Here is a 20,027-nt window from a genome sequence, read left to right as displayed (position 1 = left end):
TCAAAGCCGCTTGAACGTATCAACAGCCAATCAGGAGTAATGCCATGCCGAACACAACCAAGTGGACGCCTCATATCCTCGCCATCTTGCGGATCGTAACCGCATTGCTGTTCCTTGAACATGCGACGATGAAGTTCTTCCAGTTCCCCACCGCCATTCCCGGCGTGCCCTATCCGCTGCCCGCCATCATGCTCGTTGCCGGCGCAATCGAGATCGTGACCGGATTGCTGATAACGGTCGGCTTTTACACGCGCGTCGCAGCTTTCATCGCTTCCGGCGAAATGGCGGCCGCCTATTGGATGGCTCACGCGCCGCAGGGCTTCTGGCCGGCACTCAACATGGGCGAGGCCGCCATCATGTTCTGCTTCATCTTCCTCTATATCGCCTTCGCCGGCCCGGGCAGTTGGGCTCTCGATAATGTCCTGCGCCCGTCCGCGAAGCAGGTGTCGCTTACCGAAGGCGCATAGAGCCAATTCGCTCCCGTCCCGCCACGGGAGCGCATTCGACCCGGCAGGTCTGCTGCCCTGCGGGAAAACCAAATCAATCAAAGCAACAACCAGCTTCTGGAGACAAGCAATGAAGGCTGCTCTTCTGAAATCCTATGGTGATATCGACCAATTCGAGATCGGAGAGATTCCGACACCGAAGCCGGGGCCAGGCGAAGTCCTGATCAAGATCGAAGCCTCGGCCGTCAACCCTTTCGATCTCATCCTGCGCCAGGGTTTTATGGCTCAGTACATACCGCTTCCGCTACCGGCAGTGTTGGGCGGCGATGCCGCGGGCATCATCGCCGCAGTCGGCCAGGGAGTTACCGAAGTGGCGATCGGTGACAGGGTCGTTGCCGACTTCGCGGCTGACGGTAAAGGGGCTCATGCCGAATTCGGCGTCGTTCCCAGCACCTCCGTCGCCAAGTTGCCGGCCGCGCTGAGCTTCGAGGAAGGAGCGGCGTTGGTAAAGGCCGGGCTTACGGGGCGCCAAACCGTGGATGCTCTGGGAGTCAAGGCTGGCGACCGCGTATTGGTTTCCGGCGCCCTTGGCTCCGTCGGCCGCGCGGCCATCCAATATCTCCAGCAGATCGGCGCCAAGCCGGTGGCCGGCGTCCGGCCGGAGCGATTGGGCGAGGCTCGCGAATTGGCGGGTGAGGCGGTGGACATAACGGCGTCGCCGGAAAGCCCCGGCTTCGACTACGCGATCAGTGCTGCGGCACCAGTGGCCGAAAATCTCATCGCTCATGTCCGAGACGGCGGCCAAGTCGCGAGCATCGTTCCAGTGCCCGAGGGCGCCAAGAGGGACAGCCGCGTGATCATCCATGAACTCTATCATCGAACCGATGCCGCAACACTCGATGCAGTCCTGGATGCCGCCGTAAGGGGGGTGCTTGTAATACCGATCTCGCAAACCTTTGCTCTGGAAGAGATCGGAGCTGCCCAAAATGCAGTCGCGGCGGGCGCCCAAGGGAAGGTTGTTCTCAAGCATTGAACGGAGAATAGACAGAAGCTGTACTCGGAGGCCGTGAAGGCTCGATAGCCATCCCAGTTCACGGCCTTCGCCGGCAGACAGCCTCTCCTATCGAAGTTGGGTTGTTTTGTTCGGCAGCATTCCGATCATCGATAATCCTAGACAAATATATGGAAGATATCAGGACTCTGATCTGAGGTTACCAAGATCATGCGATGGATGTGGTCGACCTTGAGATAAACCACGTCGAGGCCGGCGGCAGGATCGTCTCTGTCGCCGTTCCGCTTTGGAGCATATGATCATTCGCCGGCCAACTAAACCATCTTAGTCGGTCGGCGCCGCTCCGGTCGAGGCGCGCACGATCAGCCCGTCTCTCAGAATTGTGAAGACGCAATGGCGACAGGGGTCAACCACACGTGCGATACGGGCCCCACCACGATCCGGAATCCGTAAGCGGCGAGAAGGTCACCAAATTTCTCTCTTCAAAGTTGCGGACCCAATGCATCCAGCGGCATAAATCCCGGCGCCAAAGCTGATAGTTGCATATTGGTCACAGCGCCCGAAGCTCGTGATAAGGGCACCTTCATATAATTGACAAACATACCGTTGGTTTGTAAATAAAGCTCAGGACATGAATATGTCTTGCGGTCGGCGTGTCGGCCGCATCGGTAGGGCGTTTCAAAGCCGTGTCGCGGGTGGGACAAGAGGGACTCAAGCCAACTTCAAGCAGAGCAATCGCAGGACTGTTCGATCGTGTTGATGCGAGGCCAATTCCATATGGGATGGGCAAATGAACCTGCATGCGCACTGGATCTTTGAAATGTAAATTACAACCAGGAGTTTAATATGAATTTGAAAAGCCTTCTGATCAGTTCTGCTGCCTCGCTTGCCGCAGTTTCTGGCGCGCATGCCGCGGATGCCATCGTCGCTGCCGAACCGGAGCCTCTTCAGTACGTTCGCATTTGCGACGCCTATGGCGCGGGATATTTCTTTATTCCGGGTACTGAAACCTGCTTGAAGATCGGCGGCAAGGTTCGTACTGAAGGCGAGTGGTATGATGCCTACAACCCGAACAGCAAGGTCGGCACATTGTGGCACACCCGCGCCGAGCTCAATCTCGATACCGCAACGGATACCGAATACGGCCCGCTGAAGACCAACATGGTTCTGCGTTGGGACTGGAGCGAAGGTAATTCGACGACCACCAAACTGCTGTTTGCCAATATCAGCCTCGGTGGTTTCACGGTCGGTAAAGCAGACTCGCAATATAACTCTTACATTGGTTACGCTGGCGACGTCATCAACGACGACGTGATCTACGACGGCCCGTACGAACTCAACCAGATTACCTACAACTATGACGCCGGCAACGGCTTCACGGCTGTGGTCTCGGTCGAAGACAGCAACTCCAGCGGCTCGGGCGCTTCCTATGGCTCCAGCTGGTGGAGCGATGACAAAGCGAATCACTACGCTCCGGACGTCGTTGCCGGTGCTGGCTTCAAGTCCGGCATCTGGGGTGTCAAGGTCGTCGGCGGCTATGACTCGATCGTCGAGGAAGGTGCCGTCAAGGCTCGCGTCGATGCCGACTTCGGTGCCTTCTCTGCCTTCTTGATGGGCGGCTGGAACACGGATGGCGACAAGCTGAACAAGTATGCCGGTACGAACCTGGACCGCTCTGCTTGCCCGGCAGGCCGTCCGGACCTTTGCGGCTGGGGCGACTGGGCAGTTTGGGGTGGCGTTGGCGTTCCGATCAACGACAAGCTGAAGTGGAACCTGCAGCTCGCTTATACCGACTCCAAGATCTTCGCCGCTACGACGAACGTCAAGTGGAACCCGGTTAAGAACCTCCTGATCGAGCCCGAAGTCTCCTATACCGATTGGGATTCGGTCAATCAGGACCAGTGGGCCGGTATCCTGCGCTTCGAGCGTAATTTCTAATCTGAAGTTATCCGGCCTTCTGCCGGGTATGAGAAGCCTGCGGTTTCCAATCCTGCAGGCTTCTTACACTGATCGGTTGACCTCCGATCAAATACGGAAAGGGTTCGGTTTTCCCTACCGAACCCTTTTCACGTGCGTCAGCAGCTGTCTTGGATTTCGATGGCCGTATCGGCTGGGATTGTGCGTCCCTAATGCGTCGGAAACCAGGTGGCCAGGATCATTTTGACAAGAGCTTGGCCGCAGGGAACCAATTGAAAGTCGCCTTTATCGAGAGCCCATTCTCCGACCAACCCTCCAATGACGGCCGTCAAAGCGGAAGCGGCAGTATCTGCCGTCCAAGGGGAGGCAACGGCCTGATGGCATCCATGGAATGAAAGATTCTTGCGAAGTGCTCTCGCATGTCATGCCGGAAAGAATTCGCGTTATCTGCGACCTCCTCACAAAATGCCATGTCGAGATACATTATGACTTTCAGTAGCCCACGTTTGCGCGGCTCCTGTTGAAGATCCGCGAATGTCGCCGAAATCGTCTCCGCCACCAGCTCAAGCGGATTGGGTGCGTGCCCTTCCGCAATTCGCTCCGCAAGTTCCTTGAACGGCTGCTGCGCCTTGTCGCGGATCGCAAACAAAAGACCCTGCTTGTTCTTGAAGTGCCAATGGACTGCTCCGCGCGTAACGCCCGCCGCCGCTGCTATTTCGTCCAGGGTGACATTTTCATAGCCCTTGTCGAGAAATAGCGCTTCCGCCGCTCGCAATACCTCACGTCTGGTTTCAGCCGCTTCCTCCTTTGTGCGTCTCATTTATTCCCCTCCGATTTCCGAGCTGCGCCCCTTCAGCCCTCGCACATAGTCATAACGTCTATTGTTGTGCTTACAACACCGTTATGTTCGGCTTCGGGATCAAGTGTTCAGCTCATCCAGCATATCGCCGTCAAGCTTGTGTATCACAGCAGCGATCTGCGTGGAGTATGCCCCTCGGAAGCTGGCAGGGAGCGCGGCCGTTAACGTTGCGATCGGAGGACGTCAAACACGAGCATCTTACTAGCCCATCGCCAGGCCGGAGGTGAAGACGAAGACGGAATAAATCGAGCTGGTCCCGCAGATGAACAACCTGTTCCTGCGACGGCCGCCAAAGGTCAAATTCCCGACGATTTCGGGAATTCGTATTTTGCCGATCAGCGTGCCATCGGGATCGTAGCAATGCACGCCGTCAAACGCGCTTGCCCATACCCTGCCATCGCGGTCCAGCCGGATTCCATCATGGATACCGCACGTCGATGTCGCAAAGACATCTCCACCGTAAAGACGCCCATCGTCACCGAGATTGAACCGGCGGATATGTTTCGGGCCATCGCGCAGATGCGTGGCCCCAGTGTCGGCAATGAACAGGGTCTTCTCGTCAGCAGAGAAGGCAAGTCCATTCGGCTGGACAAAGTCGTCGGTCATCTGCCGGATGCGGCCCGTCAACGGATCAATCCGATAAACGTGACATCCCTCCAGTTCGCGTTGCTGAACGAGGCCTTCATAGTCGGTGATGATGCCGTAGAAAGGGTCGGTGAACCAAATCGATCCATCCGATCGAACGATGACATCATTGGGCGAATTCAATCTCTTGCCATCGAAAGTTTCCGCCAACACTGTAATAGAGCCGTCATGTTCGGTGCGCGTAACCCGTCGTGTTAGATGCTCGCAGGTGACAAGTCGGCCCTGCCAATCCACTGTGTTGCCGTTGGCGTTATTGGCCGGTGCGCGGAAAACGGAAACGGAGCCGTCGGTCTCATCCCAGCGCATCATTCGATCGTTGGGAATATCTGACCAAATCAAATAGCGTCCCGCGGCGAACCACGCCGGCCCCTCGCACCAGCGCGCGCCGGTCCACAGCCTTTCCACTTGAATATGCGGGGCGAAGAGAGCCTCAAACCGCTCGTCGAGAACCTCGAACCGAACGTCTCCTGCCTGATCGTTCATGCCGTTTTCCTCCGCTTGTTCCCGAGGCTCGACAAAACAGGCCTGGTCACTTGTGTTATTGGTATACTGGTATAATGTGTTGACCACACGGTGTCTAGCTGATGGAGAAGGTAGCCGTGCATCTGGAGGAGAGATTCATGAAGAAATCGATTGCAATGACGGCCGCTGGGGGCGTTTTGGTGGCTTGGCTTTCTGGGCCAGCCCTCGCCTCCGATAAGCCGGTCATCGCCCTGGCCAATGCCTATTATGGCAATACATGGCGCCATCAAATGGTCGACGCGTTTGAGGCTGCCGCCAAGCAGGCGAAATCAGACGGTAAGATCGCCGATTATATCGTCGTCAACGGTGACGGCACAGTCGCACAACAGAACAGCCAGATCGGCGAGCTCATTCTCAAGGGCGTGAAGGTTCTTGCCGTCGACGCTGCCTCCGAGACGGCCGTCAACGGCGTGATCGAGAAGGCCTGCAAGGCCGGGATCATCGTCATTTCGTTCGATTCGGTCGCTTCGGCTCCGTGCAATTACCAGCTGAATTTTGACTTCAAGGGCTACAAGGCCCAGCAGGCTGAAGCCGTCTTCAAGATGCTCGGCGGAAAGGGCAATATTATTCAGGTTCGGGGCGTAAAGGGCTCCGCTCCCGATAACGACATGTACAACTCGCAGATGTCGGTGATTAAGAAGTATCCCGATATAAAGGTTGTTGCGACCGTCTATGGGCAGGCGACCGCTTCAGTTGCGCAGGCTGCTATCGCGAACGTTCTTCCCAGCTTGCCGCACGTTGATGCCGTGCTTGGACAAGGGGGGTCGGACGATGTCGGTATTGCCCAGGCTTTCCAGCAATTCGGCGGCGACTATACCAACCACATGCCGATCATCGAAGGCGGCGGCGGTACTGATTTCGTGAAATGGTGGGCCGACGAAAGCCAGAAGAACGGCTATAAGACAGTATCGATGAATACGACGCCTGGCATTGGCGGCGCCGCATTCTGGCTGGGTCTGGCGCTCGCAGAAGGCGCGAAGGCGCCCAAGATGATGATCATGCCGGTCGCGACCGTGGATTCCAGCAATCTCGCTGAATACGCAAAGCTGCCGGGCGGACAGATCATCAGCCCGACATACTCGCCGGATTGGGTGAAAGAGAACCTCCTAAGCAAGTGACGCATTGGCCGGGATGGCAGGCCTTGGGTCGCGCCATCCCGGCCGTTGACTGCCACGGCGCGGGATCGATGATCCGACTTCGTAATCGAAGGGTGCAAAACATTCCCATGAAGCTTAGTCCCCATGAATTTGATGCGGCTACAACGGAAGACGGCGCCGCATGCCTTGTGGCACTGAAAGACATCGTTAAGTCCTACGGTTCGACTATTGCGAATTCCGGCATCAGCCTGTCCATAAATCCCGGCGACGTCATCGGGCTCGTCGGCGGCAATGGTGCCGGCAAATCAACGCTGATGAAGATTCTCTGCGGAGGGGCATCTCCCGATTCTGGGAGGATCGCGTTTTCCGGCACGGAGATTCGCCCCGACGATTACGGTCCTGCCGAAGCTCAGGCGCTGGGCATCCGCATGGTGCATCAGGAGCTTTCGCTTTGCGGCAACCTGTCGGTGGCAGAGAACTTCTTCCTCGAGCTTCCTCAGGGCGCGAAATTTCTCCCGGGCTGGCGTTCCCGTTATCGCGATCAGGCGCGCACCGCGCTCGATGCCGTTTTTTCCGGGATCAGCCATTGATGTCGATTCAGGCGTTGCCAATCTGACGATCGGCGAAAGACAGATTGTGGAAATTGCTCGAAGCGCAGCCGTGCCAGGGGTGCGTTTGATCGTTCTCGACGAACCGACCTCGTCGCTCGATCAGGATCGTTCGCGTCAATTGCGTGCCTATATTCGTCGACGGTCGGCCGAAGGTGTCGCATTCATCTTCATCAGTCATAAACTGCAGGAGGTCATCGACATAGCGACGAAGGTCGCCGTCCTGCGGAATGGCCAGATGGTCTGGAATGGCGCTGCATCGGAAGCGTCGATAGAAAAGCTGGTTCAGCTCATGGGCGGCGACGTGAATGCGATCAAGGCGCATGGCACGGCTGCGACCGCCTCCGCTGCCGAGGAAATCATCAGGATCGGCGGGAAATTTACCGCGGGGCTAGACAGCGATGTCGCAATCCGTCGGGGAGAGATCGTCGGGCTGGCCGGCCTGGAGGGCAGCGGCCAAAAGGAACTGCTGGAAGCTATTTTTGCAGGGCGGCGCTTCGCGAAATCCGGTGTCGAACATCAGCAGAAAATCGGTTACATCGCCGGCGACCGGCCGAGGGAAGGCGTCTTCCAGCAATGGAGCGTGCTGTCCAATATCAGCATAAGCAAGATTGCCGGACTTAGCCCTCTCGCTTTCATCTCGGATAGCGCGGAACGCTCGGCCGCCGGAAGGCCCGCCGATGATTTGCGGCTAGCACGCAACCGGTTCGATTCCAACATATTGGAGCTGAGCGGTGGCAATCAACAGAAAGCGCTTGTGGCGCGCGCGCTTGTCGACGATGCGCCCGTCATTCTTTTAGATGATCCGACACGTGGCGTCGACATCGCCACGAAGCAGGACTTCTATCGCATTTGCAACGAGATCGCCGCTGCAGGCAGAACTCTTGTCTGGCTTTCGACCGAGGAGGCCGAGCTGCTCACCGCAGATAGGGTGCTGGTGTTTTCCGGAGGCCGCATTGTCGAAGAGCTCGTCGGTGAAGAAATCACGGAGGAAGCGATCGTCGCCGCGTCATTCGTTCATCAGTCGACATCGGCCACCTGGGCAGGCGAGGAAAAGGCAAAGAGTGGTCGTTACGCAAGGTGGGCAGTTCATCCCGCATCATTCGTGAGCTTGGCGGTGGTTCTCGCCGTGATGGGTGCGGTGAATCCCGCAACTGCTTCTGTCTTTGGTCTGGATCTTCTCCTCATGCCGGCGCTTTCGTTGGTCCTAGTTGCGATCGCCCAGATGTTTGTCGTCGGCGGCAGCGAAATTGATCTTGGGGTTGGAGCCTTTGCCGGATTGATCAGTGTCTTGAGCGCAACGCTTCTGTACGACCAACCGGGCTATGGGGTGTTCGCAATCACCGCGGCCTTGGCTGCCTATGCGGCGCTAGGCGCGCTGATCACAGCGCGAAAAATTCCGGCAATCGTCGTCACCCTCGGCGCCTCGTTCATTTGGCTCGGGATTGGTTATTCCATTCAGCCCACTCCCGGTGGATCCAGCCCTGATTGGCTGAGCGCCGCCTTCGGATGGTCGCTCGCTAGCCTGCCAACGTCCGTGATACTGATCATCGCCGTCGGCGTGGTTGCTGTCCTTATCGACCGAACGCCATTGGGTGTGGTGCTGCGCGGCTTCGGTGCCAATGCCAACGCGATGACGAAGTCCGGCTGGAGATCCACCAACTATGCGCTGTTTCGCTATCTTATCTCCGGACTGTTTGCCGCGGCTGCCGGGCTCTCGCTAACGGCGATCAATACCGCGAGCGACATCAATTCCGGAAATTCCTACACACTTCTTAGCATCGCCGCGGTCGTGATGGGCGGATCCAGCCTCATTGGCGGCATCATATCGCCGGCCGGAGTGGTAGCCGGAGCAGTCACCTTGTCCTTGATCGGCGCGCTGCTCGGTGTGCTGAACGTGTCAAGCGATTATAATGCGGCAGCCCAAGGCATCGTCCTCATACTGCTTCTTGCATTTCGAAGCATGGTCGCTGATCGCAGGAGCGAAAGATGAACCGGCTCAACACCTTTGCACAGAAAAACCGATGGGTTTGGTCGGTTTTGGCAGTCGTCATCCTGTGGATCGTTCTTTCCTCTGCCACCGGTCGGTTCAGCATCTCCAATCTGTCCGGAATCGTGTTGTCTGCGTCATTTCTGACATTGATCGGTCTTGGTCAGATGTTCATCGTGACGACTGGCAGGGGCAACATCGACCTGTCGATCTCATCGGTCATCACGCTCAATGCCTATCTTGCGCTTATCGTGATCCGTGGCGACGATCACAACCTTGCCATGGGACTGGCAGTCGCTGCTGTCCTTGGGCTGGCCATCGGATTGGCGAATGCGATCCTGGTTGTGAGGCTCCGGATTCCGGCAATCATTGCGACCCTTGCAACTGGCTACGTTTTGGCGACAGCCACATTGCTGGCCAACAAGGCAATTCCGGGCTTCGTCGTCAGTCCGACACTGAAATACATTGCCAGTGCCCGCCTCGCCGGAATTCCGGTGATGACGATGATCGCGGTCATCTGCGCGGGCGTGGCGGCTTATGTCCTGCGCTACACCGCCTATGGCCGCAAGCTGTCGGCTGTCGGGCAAAGCCGCGCGGCCGCCCATCTTGCCGGCATACGCGTTGGCCGGATCGTCACGTCGACGTTTCTGATCTCGTCGGTTCTTGCATCGTTTACCGGCCTTCTGCTTGGCGCATATGTTGGCGGGGCCTTTCTGGAGATGGGGCAGCCTTATTTGCTTCAGTCGATTGCCGCCGTCGTGCTTGGCGGAACGCTCATTTTTGGTGGCTCGGCGACGGCGCTTGGTACCGCCTTGGCGTCAGTGCTTCTCATTCTCATCGTGACCACCATGCAAATTCTTGGGTTGCCTCCAGGCGCTCAGGATATGGTGCAGGGGGTCGTTGTAATCCTCGTCCTTGCGCTGGCGGGCCGCGAAACTCGAACGAGACGCGTGGCTCGAGCTGCTCCAACTGGAGCACAGACGCCCGTTTGACGAAAGCACATGGAAGTGGCTACCGCCGCCGAAACAGGTCCAAACTATCATCCGTAATCCGTAATCTGTGCCGCGAGCGACGATCAGTCGACAAACTCGACGACCACGCCGGGCTTGACCATTCCGGCCAACTCTTCGACATCCCAGTTCGTCAGCCGGACACATCCATGAGAACCGGCCTTGCCGATCAGTTCTGGGTTGGGTGTTCCGTGGATCCCATAGGTGGGGTCAGTCAGATCGATCCAGACAGTGCCGACGGGGTTATTCGGTCCGCTGGGCAGCTTCAGTATCTTCCAATTGCTGCCCAGCTGGAAGTTGATTTTCGGATTATACGTGTAGGGCGGCATCCGCGCGACGCCTTTGACCTTATGCGTGCCGGTCGGCGAGGGCGTTTCCTCGCTGCCGATCGTGGCCGGGTATGCGGCCAGTAACGAACCATCTTTCGCAAAGGCCATGACCTGTCCCGATTTCTTGTGCGCCTCGATCCTTTTGACCTGGCCGGAGCGTGCGGCACCGGGCATGGCCACCGAAACCGATTCTCCTGCAGCAAAGGAGGCACCAGGATTGAGAGCCTTGAAGAGATTGATATCCATATGGAAACGCTCGGCAAGCTTTTCGGCGATGCTCGTATAGCCGAGGTGGTGCATCTTTGCCTGTTCGGCATAATCCTTCGGAATCCTGTCGACGAGATCCTTTCCGTCGTCTTCCGATATGACATACGGCTGAATGGCGGGGGCATCGTCAGGGAGCCGGCCGATGACGTCCGGATCCAGCTTTCCGTCGACCGGAAGATGTTGCATGATCTCGAAGCCGGCAATCGCCTTGCCGAGGTTTTCGCCGTTATGACCGTCGATTACTCCGGGAGACGAGCCGGTGCGGTCGAGAAGTACCTGAAGATGGGCGATCGCGGGATCAAATCTGGATCGGGAGTTGGCCGGTCGGTCGGTCGATATCGACGTGATAGCAGCGTTGTTGACCTCTTCCGCTGTGAGCGTCGCTGCGGCAGCCATGCCAGCCAAGGTCAGTGAAAAGATGGGTACGAGGCAGAACGCATTATTCATAAATAAAAGAAGCGGCAGGCAAGGAACTTGTTCCGCCGCTCGCGCTGAATTTCGGTAAACCGCTCTGTCACCGCGGCGATCCTATCTGGTGGCGGGCACACTTACGAGCAAGAACGTAGACTTTTTCAACAATAAGGCGCCCGAAATGGCACCGTTGACGCAGTAGGTGCTGGCAAGGCCGTATATTCAGCTTATTGATTTTATAGCAATATTTCTCCTCCAAGGCGGCATTGAGTCTCGAATTTTGCGCTTGACTCGGATCTAAGAGAGGGCTTCTTTCGCTGAAATCGTCCAATCAATTTTTCCCTAGGAAAACTCTAACTGGACGCGACAAGATAATTTTGACCAGGACGACGATCCGATGATGGAGGACACACCATGAGCCTGCGTATCAACGATGTAGCACCCGATTTTACCGCCGACACGACCCGCGGACAGATTCAATTTCACGACTGGATCGGCAACGGCTGGGCCGTGCTGTTTTCGCATCCCAAGAATTTCACGCCGGTCTGCACCACCGAGCTCGGGGCAATGGCGGGTCTTGAACAGGAATTCGCCAAGCGTGGCGTCAAGATCATCGGTATTTCCGTCGATCCGGTCGAAAGCCACAGCAAGTGGAAGAGCGACATCAAGACGGCGACCGGCTTCGAGGTCGAATATCCGCTGATCGGCGACAAGGACCTCAACGTCGCCAAGCTCTATGACATGCTGCCGGCCGGCGCCGGTGAAAGCTCGGAAGGCCGCACGCCTGCCGACAACGCGACCGTGCGCTCGGTTTTCGTCATCGGCCCCGACAAGAAGATCAAGCTGATCCTCACCTATCCAATGACGACGGGCCGCAACTTCAATGAAATCCTGCGCGCCATCGACTCCATTCAATTGACGGCGAAGCATCAGGTTGCCACGCCGGCGAACTGGCAGCAGGGCGAGGATGTCATCATCACGGCCGCGGTATCCAACGAGGACGCCATCACGCGTTTCGGCTCGTTCGACACTATCCTGCCCTATCTCCGCAAGACAAAGCAGCCGTCGGCCTAAGCAGGCCACGTCCGGGAACGCCGGCTCAGATCTGAGCCGCGTTCCTTCCTCACCGGCCGATTGCCTTGGGCTTCAGCGGGCTTCGGGTGTCTTCTTGATCGGGCTGTGGCCGGCACCTGCTTGGACGATTGCTTCCGTCCAGCCCTGTGTCTTGAGATCGCTGCGAATGCGCCATTTGAGAATTTCGTTGATCAGCAAACGTTTCGTATCCTGATGTTCGGGCTTGTCCCATAGGTCGTCGATCTCTTGCGGATCGGCGACAAGATCGAAAAGCTGGCCTTCGTCGCTCTCGACAAAGTGGATGAGTTTCCAGCGTTTGTCGCGGATCATCGTCATGAACTCGGTGCCGCTCAGGATGCGGTCACCCGCATGTTCGGCGAAGACGAACTCCCGACCTTCCGTCTGCTCGCCCGTCAAGTAGGGAAGCAGCGAGCGGGCTTCCATCCATTTGGGTTTTTGCATTCCCGCTAGTTCCAGGATTGTCGGCCCGAAATCGAACAGCGATGCGAGATCGTCGACGACGCGCCCGGACTGCACACGGCCCGGCGACCAGACGATGGCGGGAACGCGGACGCTTGGCTCGTACATCGTCCACTTCTGGCTGTGTCCGTGATCGTTGAGGCAATCGCCATGATCGGAGGTGAAGATGATGACGGTATCTTCCAGCACGCCGCGCCGGTCCAGCGCCTCGATCAACTTGCCGATTTGCGTATCGATCATGGAAACATTCGCGAAATAGTGCTCGCGCTGCCGGCGCAGTTGCTCCGGCGTCGGATCGGCCAGGTGCACGACGGCGTCATGGTCGACGGCGATGTGCTGTTCTCGGAGCTTTTTCAACGCGGATGGCTGGCGGTCCATTGCTACCTGGTCGCGAATGGCTTCCGGCAACTCGCGATCCCTGTATTTGTCGATATAGGCCTGGGTTGGGTCATAAGGCGGATGCGGACCGGGAATGCCGATCTGCAGCAGGAAGGGCTCCTCGCCGCGATATCGGTCAAGCCACATGGCCGCAAATTCCGGAACGAAATTGTCGGAGTGCAGGTCCTCCGGCAGCTCCCAGACGAAAGCGCCGAGCCTTTCATGGTAATCCTCCCGCCGCCGGTAGGTGACGCGACTTGGTTTCTCGTAGCCCCTTGCCCAGAAGGCCTTGTCCCAATTGTCGAGATAGAAAGGCAGGCGCTCGGTGGCGCGATCCTTGTTCTCGACAACATGGCGTTCGTGAAAACCGAAGGAATCCTCGAAGGGTGAGGTATGCATCTTGCCGACGTTCACACAGCGATAACCGGCCTCCGCAAGCTGCTGCACCCAGGTATGCGTCCACCGCTCATCGTTGCGGAAAACACCGTTGGTATGAGGATAGAGGCCGGTGAAGAGGCTGGCCCGCGACGGGGCACAGGAGGGCGAGGTCACGAACATATGGCTGAAGCAGACGCCCTCGCGCACCAACCGGTCGAGATTGGGCGTGTCCATATAATCAAATCCCGCCGCCGCGATCGTGTCGAAACGCTGCTGGTCGGTTATGATAAAAACGATATTGGGGGCTTTTTTTCCGTCTGGCACTTCGTTCTCCGTGTATCGGACCTTGCGAGCCCTTCTTTTAAATTTTGCCGGTGCTTTCCCGCCCCACGAGTTCCCATTCGACCGCAATAGTTCGGGGATCGCCGCCGTTGATCCGCGAGAGGATGGCGTCGGCAGTGAGCTGACCGATCCGCTGGCGGTTCGGCCGTACGGTCGAAAGGGTCGGAAACATGCAATTGGACGCTTCGCTATCGCCGAAAGCGATGACGCCGATATCGTCGGGAACCTTCTTCCCGCGCTTCCTCAGGGCGCGCAGGACGCCGAAAGCAACGACATCGCTGTTGCAGATGATGCCATCGATTTCGGGATCGGCATCCAGCAAGTCGTTTGCAAGCCTTTCGCCCAGGTCCGGATTTCCGCCCTCCTGGCTGGTGGACTTAACGACGGAGCGGAGCCCAGCTTCGGCGATACGCCGCGCCACACCGCGGGCACGCTTTTGCGCTCGCGTATCGTTTTCGCGGACACTTCCGACAAAGGCGAGCTTGCGGTAGCCGCGTTCCATCAGATGTGATGCCTGCGCCGCACCAACCGCCTCGTGATCGATACCGACGGCGGAATCGATAATGTCGCCACCGATATCCCACATCTCGATGACCGGCATGCCGGAGGCGCGAAGAAGCTCACCGACCTTGGGCGGATGGTCGACGCCGATGATCGCGACGGCGGCGGGCCGCCAGCTCAAAATCGAGCGGACAAGCCGGGTTTCCTGCTCGGGATCGTAGCGTGTATTGGCGAGCATCACCTGCAAGCCGCTTTCGAGGAGGGCGGACTGAAGCGTGTCGATGATCGACGCAAATTCGGAATAATAAAGCGACGTCACCACCACGCCGACGATATCGGAGCGGGTTCCGGCCAGCCCTCCCGCCAAGCGATTGGGAACATAGTTGAGCTCTTCCATCGCCTTGTTGATCTGCCGCCGCAGCTCCGTCCGCACGGTATGCGGCGCTCTCAATGCCCGCGATACCGTATTGACCGAAACGCCGACTCTGCCTGCAATCGATGCAAGCGTGGGTGCGGCTCTGCTCTCGTTTTCATCCGTATCGGCATTCATCGGGGCGGAGAACCTCTCGCAAAAAGTCGGAAAGTGAACGTTGCGTTAGCGATAACTTTATGCCATCGTTTCTATGAGGAGACAAGAGCGGATGCTTAATCAAGCCAGGTGTGACTGCTGGGGAGTTGGTCAAGACATCACGGCGCGGGCGTCCCGGATACAGCAATCTAGGAGCGTGTGTGCTGATGGCTGACAAGCCGAACATCATCCTGATCATGACCGATCAGCAGCGTTATGATTCCATCGCTGCGCTCGGTTTTCCCTATGCATCGACGCCCAATCTGGACGCGCTCGCCAAAAATGGCGTCACGTTCACGGACTGCCACATCACGGCTCCAAGCTGCGTTCCATCACGCGCTAGCCTCTTTACCGGATATTATCCGCACACGACCGGCGTTCTCAGCAACGGGCAGGCATGGCAACGCACTTGGGTCGAGCAACTGCGCGACGCCGGCTATCGCTGTGTGAATGTCGGCAAGATGCACACCATCCCCTACAATTCCGATTCCGGCTTCCATGAGCGTTACGTCGTCGAAAACAAGGACCGCTTCATGGAAGGGCGTTGGTATTTTGACGAGTGGGACAAGGCGCTCGCGGCACACGGACTGGTCAAGCAGCAGCGCGAACTCTACCGCAAGCGCGACGACTACAGGGAACGGCTTGGCGCCTTCGATTGGGAGTTGCCGGAGGAGCTGCATTCGGACGCCTTCGTTGCCAATATGGCGAAGTGGTGGGTCAATACCTATCCGCCGACGGAGCCGCTTTTCCTGCAGGTCGGTTTGCCCGGCCCGCATCCGCCTTATGATCCGCCTGCGCGCTACTCCGAAGCCTATCTGAAACGCGACGACCTTCCCTTGCCGAAACCGTCAAAAGAGGAGCTGGAGTCGCTGCCAACGGCCCTCAAGGAAAAGCGCATCCACGACGTCGAAGTGGATCACGATTCCGTCGTCTGGAGCCTCGATCCGACTGCGGAACAGATGCAGCGTCTTTGGTCGCATTATCTCGGCAATGTGACGCTCATCGATGACAAGATCGGCGAATTGCTGGAAGCCTTGCGGGAACGTGGCTATCTCGACGATGCGATCGTCATCTTCACATCCGATCACGGCGAATGCCTCGGCGAGCATGGCCTTATCCAGAAATGGTCGATGTACGAAGTCGTAACGCGCGTCCCGACCATCATCTGGTCGACAGCCGGCCGGTTCCAGGGTGGCCGCGAAGTCAACGGCCTTTGTCAACTTTTCGATCTCGGTCCGACGATCCTTGAATATGCAGGCATCCAGCCGCCGCAATCCTTCGAGGCACGCAGCCTCAGGCCGGCGCTTGAAGGAGGAGACTGGACGCCGCGGACGCATGTCTTCTGTGAGCAGGCCGGCGACGTCACGCTTACCGGCACTGATTTTATCACCGGCGTTCGCAGCGACCGCTGGAAGCTCGTGCATTTCAAGGGATCGGAGGAAGGTCAGCTATTCGACCTCGAGAACGACCCGAAAGAGATTCACAATCTTTGGGGCGATCCCGCGCACGCCGGCAAGCGGCAGGAGTTGCTGGATGTGCTGCGCGATTGGCTGATCGAATCGAATTTCCGGACGCGGGATGTGATGGTAGGTGCGCGGTGATATCGGCGAGCGTTTCACATCAGCCGACCATACCGGGTTCGCCCGACACCATGGTTTGGATAGAAGGCGGCAGTTTTCGGATGGGCTCCGAGAACTTCTATCCGGAAGAAGGCCCTGTTCACCGCGTTCGTGTCGATGGCTTCTGGATCGATCCTGCGCCGGTGACCAACCGTCAGTTTGCGCGCTTCGTGGCGGAGACCGGCTATGTCACGGTCGCCGAACTTCCGCCGGACCCGGCGCTTTATCCCGGTGCGGACCCGGCAATGCTCCAGCCGGGCTCTCTCGTTTTCCGGGCACCGAAGCGCCCCGAGGATATGCGGTTCTGGGGCGACTGGTGGCACTATGTTCCGGGCGCATACTGGCGTCGGCCCGACGGCATATCCGATCTCTCCGAAGACCTGATGGACCATCCCGTCGTTCATGTCGCCCATGTCGATGCCGACGCCTATGCGCAATGGGCGGGCAAGTCGCTGCCGACGGAGGCCGAGTGGGAATTTGCCGCGCGCGGCGGGCTCGATGGCGCCGATTATGGCTGGGGCAACGAATTCGAGCCCGACGGACGAAAGATGGCGAATGTCTGGAACGGCGCGTTCCCCATGCAGCCTTCGGCCGGCAAAGGAGATTTCGGCACATCGGCTGTCTGTTCCTATCCCGCGAATACCTTCGGCCTCTTTGATATGGTCGGAAATGTTTGGGAATGGACGGACGACTATTGGACGGACCGGCACCCCGGCGACGCGGAGAAAGCTTGCTGCGTTTCGGTCAATCCACAGGTCAGGGAGGCTGCGCAGAGTTTCGACCCGCAACAGGCGGCAATACGCATTCCGCGAAAGGTGCTGAAAGGTGGATCCCACCTCTGCGCACCGACCTATTGCCGGCGCTACAGACCGGCAGCGCGCCATCCGGAAATGATCGACAGCGCGACGACTCATGTCGGATTTCGCTGTGTCGTCCGGAACAAGCGAGGCGACGGCAGTTTTGCCGGCGCAGTCGAGAGGATTGATGGATGAGCGTAACGACGACCGATACTTCAACCGGCAAGGACCGCCCGATCAGACCGTTTCTGTCCCGTCCCGTCGGCATGTTCGCCGTCAATGTGCTTGCGGTCGTTGCCGGCATCCTGCTGTGGGGCTCCGTGACATCGCAGGGCGTCGTCGGGCTGCCCGGACCGATTACGGTGGCCTCCCAGGCTGTTGCTCAGGCTGAGAACGGACAGTTGCTTTCGGATGCGCTGGCGAGCGTCGGTCGCGTTCTGGCGGGCTTTGCACTTGGCGTGGTCGTCGCCGTTCCTGTTGGCTTTTTGATGGGCTGGTATCGTGTTGCGCGCGCCATCATCGAGCCCTACGTGCAGTTCTTCCGGACCATTCCGCCGCTCGCTATTATTCCGCTTGCCATCGTCACGATGGGCATCGAGGAAACGCCGAAGATTTTCGTGATTTTCCTGGCGGCGTTCCTGTCGAGCGTGGTCGCGACCTATCAGGGGTGATCAGCGTCGACAAAACGCTCGTCAACGCGGCGCGCGTCCTGGGAGCAGGAGACTTCACCATCTTCCGGCGCGTCATCATTCCCGCATCCACGCCTTACATCATGGTTGGCGTCCGCATCGGGCTTGGTTCTTCATGGGCAACCGTTGTTGCCGCAGAGCTGATCGCCGCCCAATCGGGACTCGGATTCCGGATGCAGCAGGCTCAACTCTACTACGATCTTCCGACCATCTTCGTGAGCCTGATCGCCATCGGTGTGCTCGGTCTCATCATGGACCGTATCGTTATGGCCGCGGACAAGGTTCTGACGGCCTGGCAGGAAAAATTATGACGACGAAAATCTCGTTTCAAAACGTATCGAAGAGTTTTGAGCTTACCAGCCAGAATGCGTTCGTGGCGCTGCAAAACCTGAATCTCGATATTGAAGACGGGGAGTTCATTACCGTGGTCGGGCCGTCCGGGTGCGGCAAGTCGACGGCGATGAATATCGCTGCCGGCCTCACCGCGCCTTCTTCCGGTCAGGTGCTGGTCGATGACGTAACGGTTAGAGGTCCAGGCCCAGAGCGCGGCGTCATCTTCCAGCAATACGCGCTTTTCCCTTGGCTGACCGTGCGCGAAAATGTGGAGTTCGGATTGAAGATTGCGGGACTTCCCAAGGAAGAGCGCCGCAGGATTGCCGATCACTTCATTGCGCTCGTCGGTCTTACCGATTTCAGCGATTCACTTCCGAAAACCTTGTCCGGCGGCATGAAGCAACGTTGCGCGATTGCGCGAGCATATGCGGTCAATCCGAAGATTTTGCTGATGGATGAACCTTTCGGTGCGCTCGACGCACTGACCCGCGTTCAGCTGCAGGACCAGCTTTTGACGATGTGGAGCAAGGAACGCCGTACGGTGATGTTCATCACCCATGATGTCGATGAGGCGGTCTATCTGGCAAGCCGCGTGGTCGTGATGGCTGCCCGGCCTGGGCGGCTTTACAAAATCATTCCGGTCGACCTGCCGTTCCCGCGCACCGAAGAGGTGAGGCTTTCGCCTGAATTCGCCGAGCTGCGCAATCAGGTGTGGCGTGCGGTCTACCATCCTGCATCGCATTAATGCGCAGACGATCACAAGGAGGAAATGGTCATGCTGACGAGACGTAATTTCATGATGACGACGGCAGCAATCGCTGCCGCCGGCAGTCTGCCGATCGCCTGGTCGGCGCGTGCCGCATCGGACACGATGAGCATCGGTTACATCGCGGACTTTCCCAACACCAGCGTCTTTGCCATCGCTGAAGATCAGAAGCTGTGGGATGCGGAAGGGGTCAAGCCCGACCTCAAGGTTTTCACGAATGGCCCGATCCAGATCCAGGCCATGGGGGCCGGCAGCCTGAATTTCGGTACCATCGGGCCAGGCGCTCTCTGGCTGCCGGCAAGCGGCCGTTCAAAGATGATTGGCGTCAACGATATCGGCTTCAGCGACCGTGTGATTGCTCAGTCGAGTATAAATTCGATCCAGGATTTGAAGGGCAAAAAGGTCGGTGTGCCGCAGGGCACATCCGGCGACATGATCCTTCGTATGGCGCTCGCCAAGGCCGGCATGTCCATTGCAGATATCCAGGTCGTGCCAATGGATCCGAGCACCATTGTTGCGGCGTTTTCCTCCAAACAGATAGATGCCGCGGGCATCTGGTATCCGCTGATCGACGCCATCAGGCCGCGCGTTCCGGATTTGAAGGAGCTCGCGGCAAATAAGGATTTCTATCCTGCCACTTCCTTCATCAACGCCTTCGTCGCTCGCAATGAAGTCGTCCAGGAGAATCCGAAACTGGTCACCAGCTTCCTTCGCGTTATGAAAAAGGCCATGGACTATAGGGTCGCCAATCTCGACCGTTCCATCGAATTGACGACGGCCTTTCTCAAGGCGCCGGCGGACACGACCGCCAAGGTCGCGCGAAGCCGCAAGATGCTGACAAGCGCCGAACTCGACAAATTTACGGAAGACGGGACGGTCAACAAGTGGCTCGCCGACTTCAATAGGATGTTCCAGGAATTCGGCACGGTCAAAAACCCGCTTCCGCCGGAGCAATATTACGAAGCAAAGCTGTTCGCCTCGGCATAAGC

Annotated in this window: 17 protein-coding genes and 1 pseudogene; 13 read left to right on the top strand and 5 right to left on the bottom strand. The window is 58.1% G+C overall.

Annotated elements, in window-relative coordinates; genetic code table 11:
* Positions 1 to 44: 44 nt before the first annotated feature.
* The 3 genes from CCGE525_RS31790 to CCGE525_RS31780 all read left to right on the top strand — a co-directional run bounded on the left by CCGE525_RS31790 (position 45) and on the right by CCGE525_RS31780 (position 3,396).
* Complete coding sequence (locus CCGE525_RS31790; protein WP_120708165.1) at positions 45 to 467, top strand: DoxX family protein; 423 nt, start codon at positions 45 to 47, stop codon at positions 465 to 467.
* A 109-nt stretch (positions 468 to 576) separates the two neighbouring features.
* Positions 577 to 1,479, top strand: coding sequence for an NADP-dependent oxidoreductase (locus tag CCGE525_RS31785; protein WP_120708164.1), 903 nt, complete (start codon positions 577 to 579; stop codon positions 1,477 to 1,479).
* Positions 1,480 to 2,304: 825 nt separating this feature from the next.
* A complete protein-coding gene (locus CCGE525_RS31780) occupies positions 2,305 to 3,396 on the top strand; it encodes a porin (RefSeq protein WP_120708163.1) in 1,092 nt (363 codons plus the stop codon).
* A 307-nt stretch (positions 3,397 to 3,703) separates the two neighbouring features.
* Here CCGE525_RS31780 and CCGE525_RS31775 read toward each other — a convergent pair whose 3' ends face one another.
* Positions 3,704 to 4,195, bottom strand: a complete 492-nt coding sequence (locus CCGE525_RS31775) for a TetR family transcriptional regulator (RefSeq protein WP_245472221.1) — start codon at positions 4,193 to 4,195, stop codon at positions 3,704 to 3,706.
* Positions 4,196 to 4,435: 240 nt separating this feature from the next.
* Positions 4,436 to 5,362, bottom strand: coding sequence for an SMP-30/gluconolactonase/LRE family protein (locus CCGE525_RS31770; RefSeq protein ID WP_120708162.1), 927 nt, complete (start codon positions 5,360 to 5,362; stop codon positions 4,436 to 4,438).
* Between the two features lie 137 nt (positions 5,363 to 5,499).
* Here CCGE525_RS31770 and CCGE525_RS31765 point away from each other — a divergent pair, with 137 nt between their 5' ends.
* From CCGE525_RS31765 to CCGE525_RS31755, 4 genes are all read left to right on the top strand, one after another.
* Positions 5,500 to 6,519, top strand: a complete 1,020-nt coding sequence (locus CCGE525_RS31765) for an ABC transporter substrate-binding protein (protein WP_120708161.1) — start codon at positions 5,500 to 5,502, stop codon at positions 6,517 to 6,519.
* A 107-nt stretch (positions 6,520 to 6,626) separates the two neighbouring features.
* Positions 6,627 to 7,088: an ATP-binding cassette domain-containing protein gene (locus tag CCGE525_RS39745; RefSeq protein WP_342637445.1), complete on the top strand. Its 462-nt coding sequence runs from the start codon at positions 6,627 to 6,629 to the stop codon at positions 7,086 to 7,088.
* The gene (locus CCGE525_RS31760; RefSeq protein WP_342637444.1) at positions 7,060 to 9,099 is read left to right on the top strand and encodes an ATP-binding cassette domain-containing protein; all 2,040 of its coding nucleotides are present in this window, start codon (positions 7,060 to 7,062) and stop codon (positions 9,097 to 9,099) included. The genes CCGE525_RS39745 and CCGE525_RS31760 overlap by 29 nt, the downstream gene beginning before the upstream one ends.
* Complete coding sequence (locus CCGE525_RS31755; RefSeq protein WP_120708160.1) at positions 9,096 to 10,088, top strand: ABC transporter permease; 993 nt, start codon at positions 9,096 to 9,098, stop codon at positions 10,086 to 10,088. Before CCGE525_RS31760 ends, CCGE525_RS31755 begins: the two co-directional genes overlap by 4 nt.
* Positions 10,089 to 10,171: 83 nt before the next feature.
* Here CCGE525_RS31755 and CCGE525_RS31750 read toward each other — a convergent pair whose 3' ends face one another.
* Positions 10,172 to 11,098, bottom strand: coding sequence for a L,D-transpeptidase family protein (locus CCGE525_RS31750; RefSeq protein WP_342637443.1), 927 nt, complete (start codon positions 11,096 to 11,098; stop codon positions 10,172 to 10,174).
* Between the two features lie 429 nt (positions 11,099 to 11,527).
* On the opposite strand from CCGE525_RS31750, the gene CCGE525_RS31745 reads away from it, so the two are divergent.
* Positions 11,528 to 12,187: a peroxiredoxin gene (locus CCGE525_RS31745; protein WP_120708158.1), complete on the top strand. Its 660-nt coding sequence runs from the start codon at positions 11,528 to 11,530 to the stop codon at positions 12,185 to 12,187.
* Positions 12,188 to 12,259: 72 nt separating this feature from the next.
* Here CCGE525_RS31745 and CCGE525_RS31740 read toward each other — a convergent pair whose 3' ends face one another.
* Positions 12,260 to 13,747: a sulfatase family protein gene (locus CCGE525_RS31740; protein ID WP_120708157.1), complete on the bottom strand. Its 1,488-nt coding sequence runs from the start codon at positions 13,745 to 13,747 to the stop codon at positions 12,260 to 12,262.
* Positions 13,748 to 13,784: 37 nt separating this feature from the next.
* Positions 13,785 to 14,816 carry a LacI family DNA-binding transcriptional regulator gene (locus CCGE525_RS31735; protein WP_120708156.1) on the bottom strand — a complete coding sequence of 344 codons (1,032 nt, stop codon included), beginning with the start codon at positions 14,814 to 14,816 and terminating at the stop codon, positions 13,785 to 13,787.
* 185 nt (positions 14,817 to 15,001) lie between these two features.
* Between CCGE525_RS31735 and CCGE525_RS31730 the strand changes: the two genes are divergently transcribed.
* From CCGE525_RS31730 to CCGE525_RS31710, 5 genes and pseudogenes are all read left to right on the top strand, one after another.
* Complete coding sequence (locus tag CCGE525_RS31730; protein ID WP_120708155.1) at positions 15,002 to 16,435, top strand: sulfatase family protein; 1,434 nt, start codon at positions 15,002 to 15,004, stop codon at positions 16,433 to 16,435.
* A 50-nt stretch (positions 16,436 to 16,485) separates the two neighbouring features.
* Complete coding sequence (locus tag CCGE525_RS31725) at positions 16,486 to 17,445, top strand: formylglycine-generating enzyme family protein (RefSeq protein WP_120708741.1); 960 nt, start codon at positions 16,486 to 16,488, stop codon at positions 17,443 to 17,445.
* Positions 17,442 to 18,250, top strand: a pseudogene (locus CCGE525_RS31720) (ABC transporter permease). The gene CCGE525_RS31725 and the pseudogene CCGE525_RS31720 overlap by 4 nt, the downstream one beginning before the upstream one ends.
* Positions 18,247 to 19,017, top strand: coding sequence for an ABC transporter ATP-binding protein (locus tag CCGE525_RS31715; RefSeq protein ID WP_120708154.1), 771 nt, complete (start codon positions 18,247 to 18,249; stop codon positions 19,015 to 19,017). Before CCGE525_RS31720 ends, CCGE525_RS31715 begins: the two are co-directional and overlap by 4 nt.
* Before the next feature lie 33 nt (positions 19,018 to 19,050).
* Positions 19,051 to 20,025, top strand: a complete 975-nt coding sequence (locus CCGE525_RS31710; RefSeq protein WP_414128039.1) for an aliphatic sulfonate ABC transporter substrate-binding protein — start codon at positions 19,051 to 19,053, stop codon at positions 20,023 to 20,025.
* The last annotated feature ends 2 nt before the right edge of the window (positions 20,026 to 20,027 follow it).

The sequence above is a fragment of the Rhizobium jaguaris genome (genome assembly GCF_003627755.1).
Lineage (GTDB): Bacteria > Pseudomonadota > Alphaproteobacteria > Rhizobiales > Rhizobiaceae > Rhizobium > Rhizobium jaguaris.
This window is presented reverse-complemented; position numbering and strand designations above follow the sequence as displayed.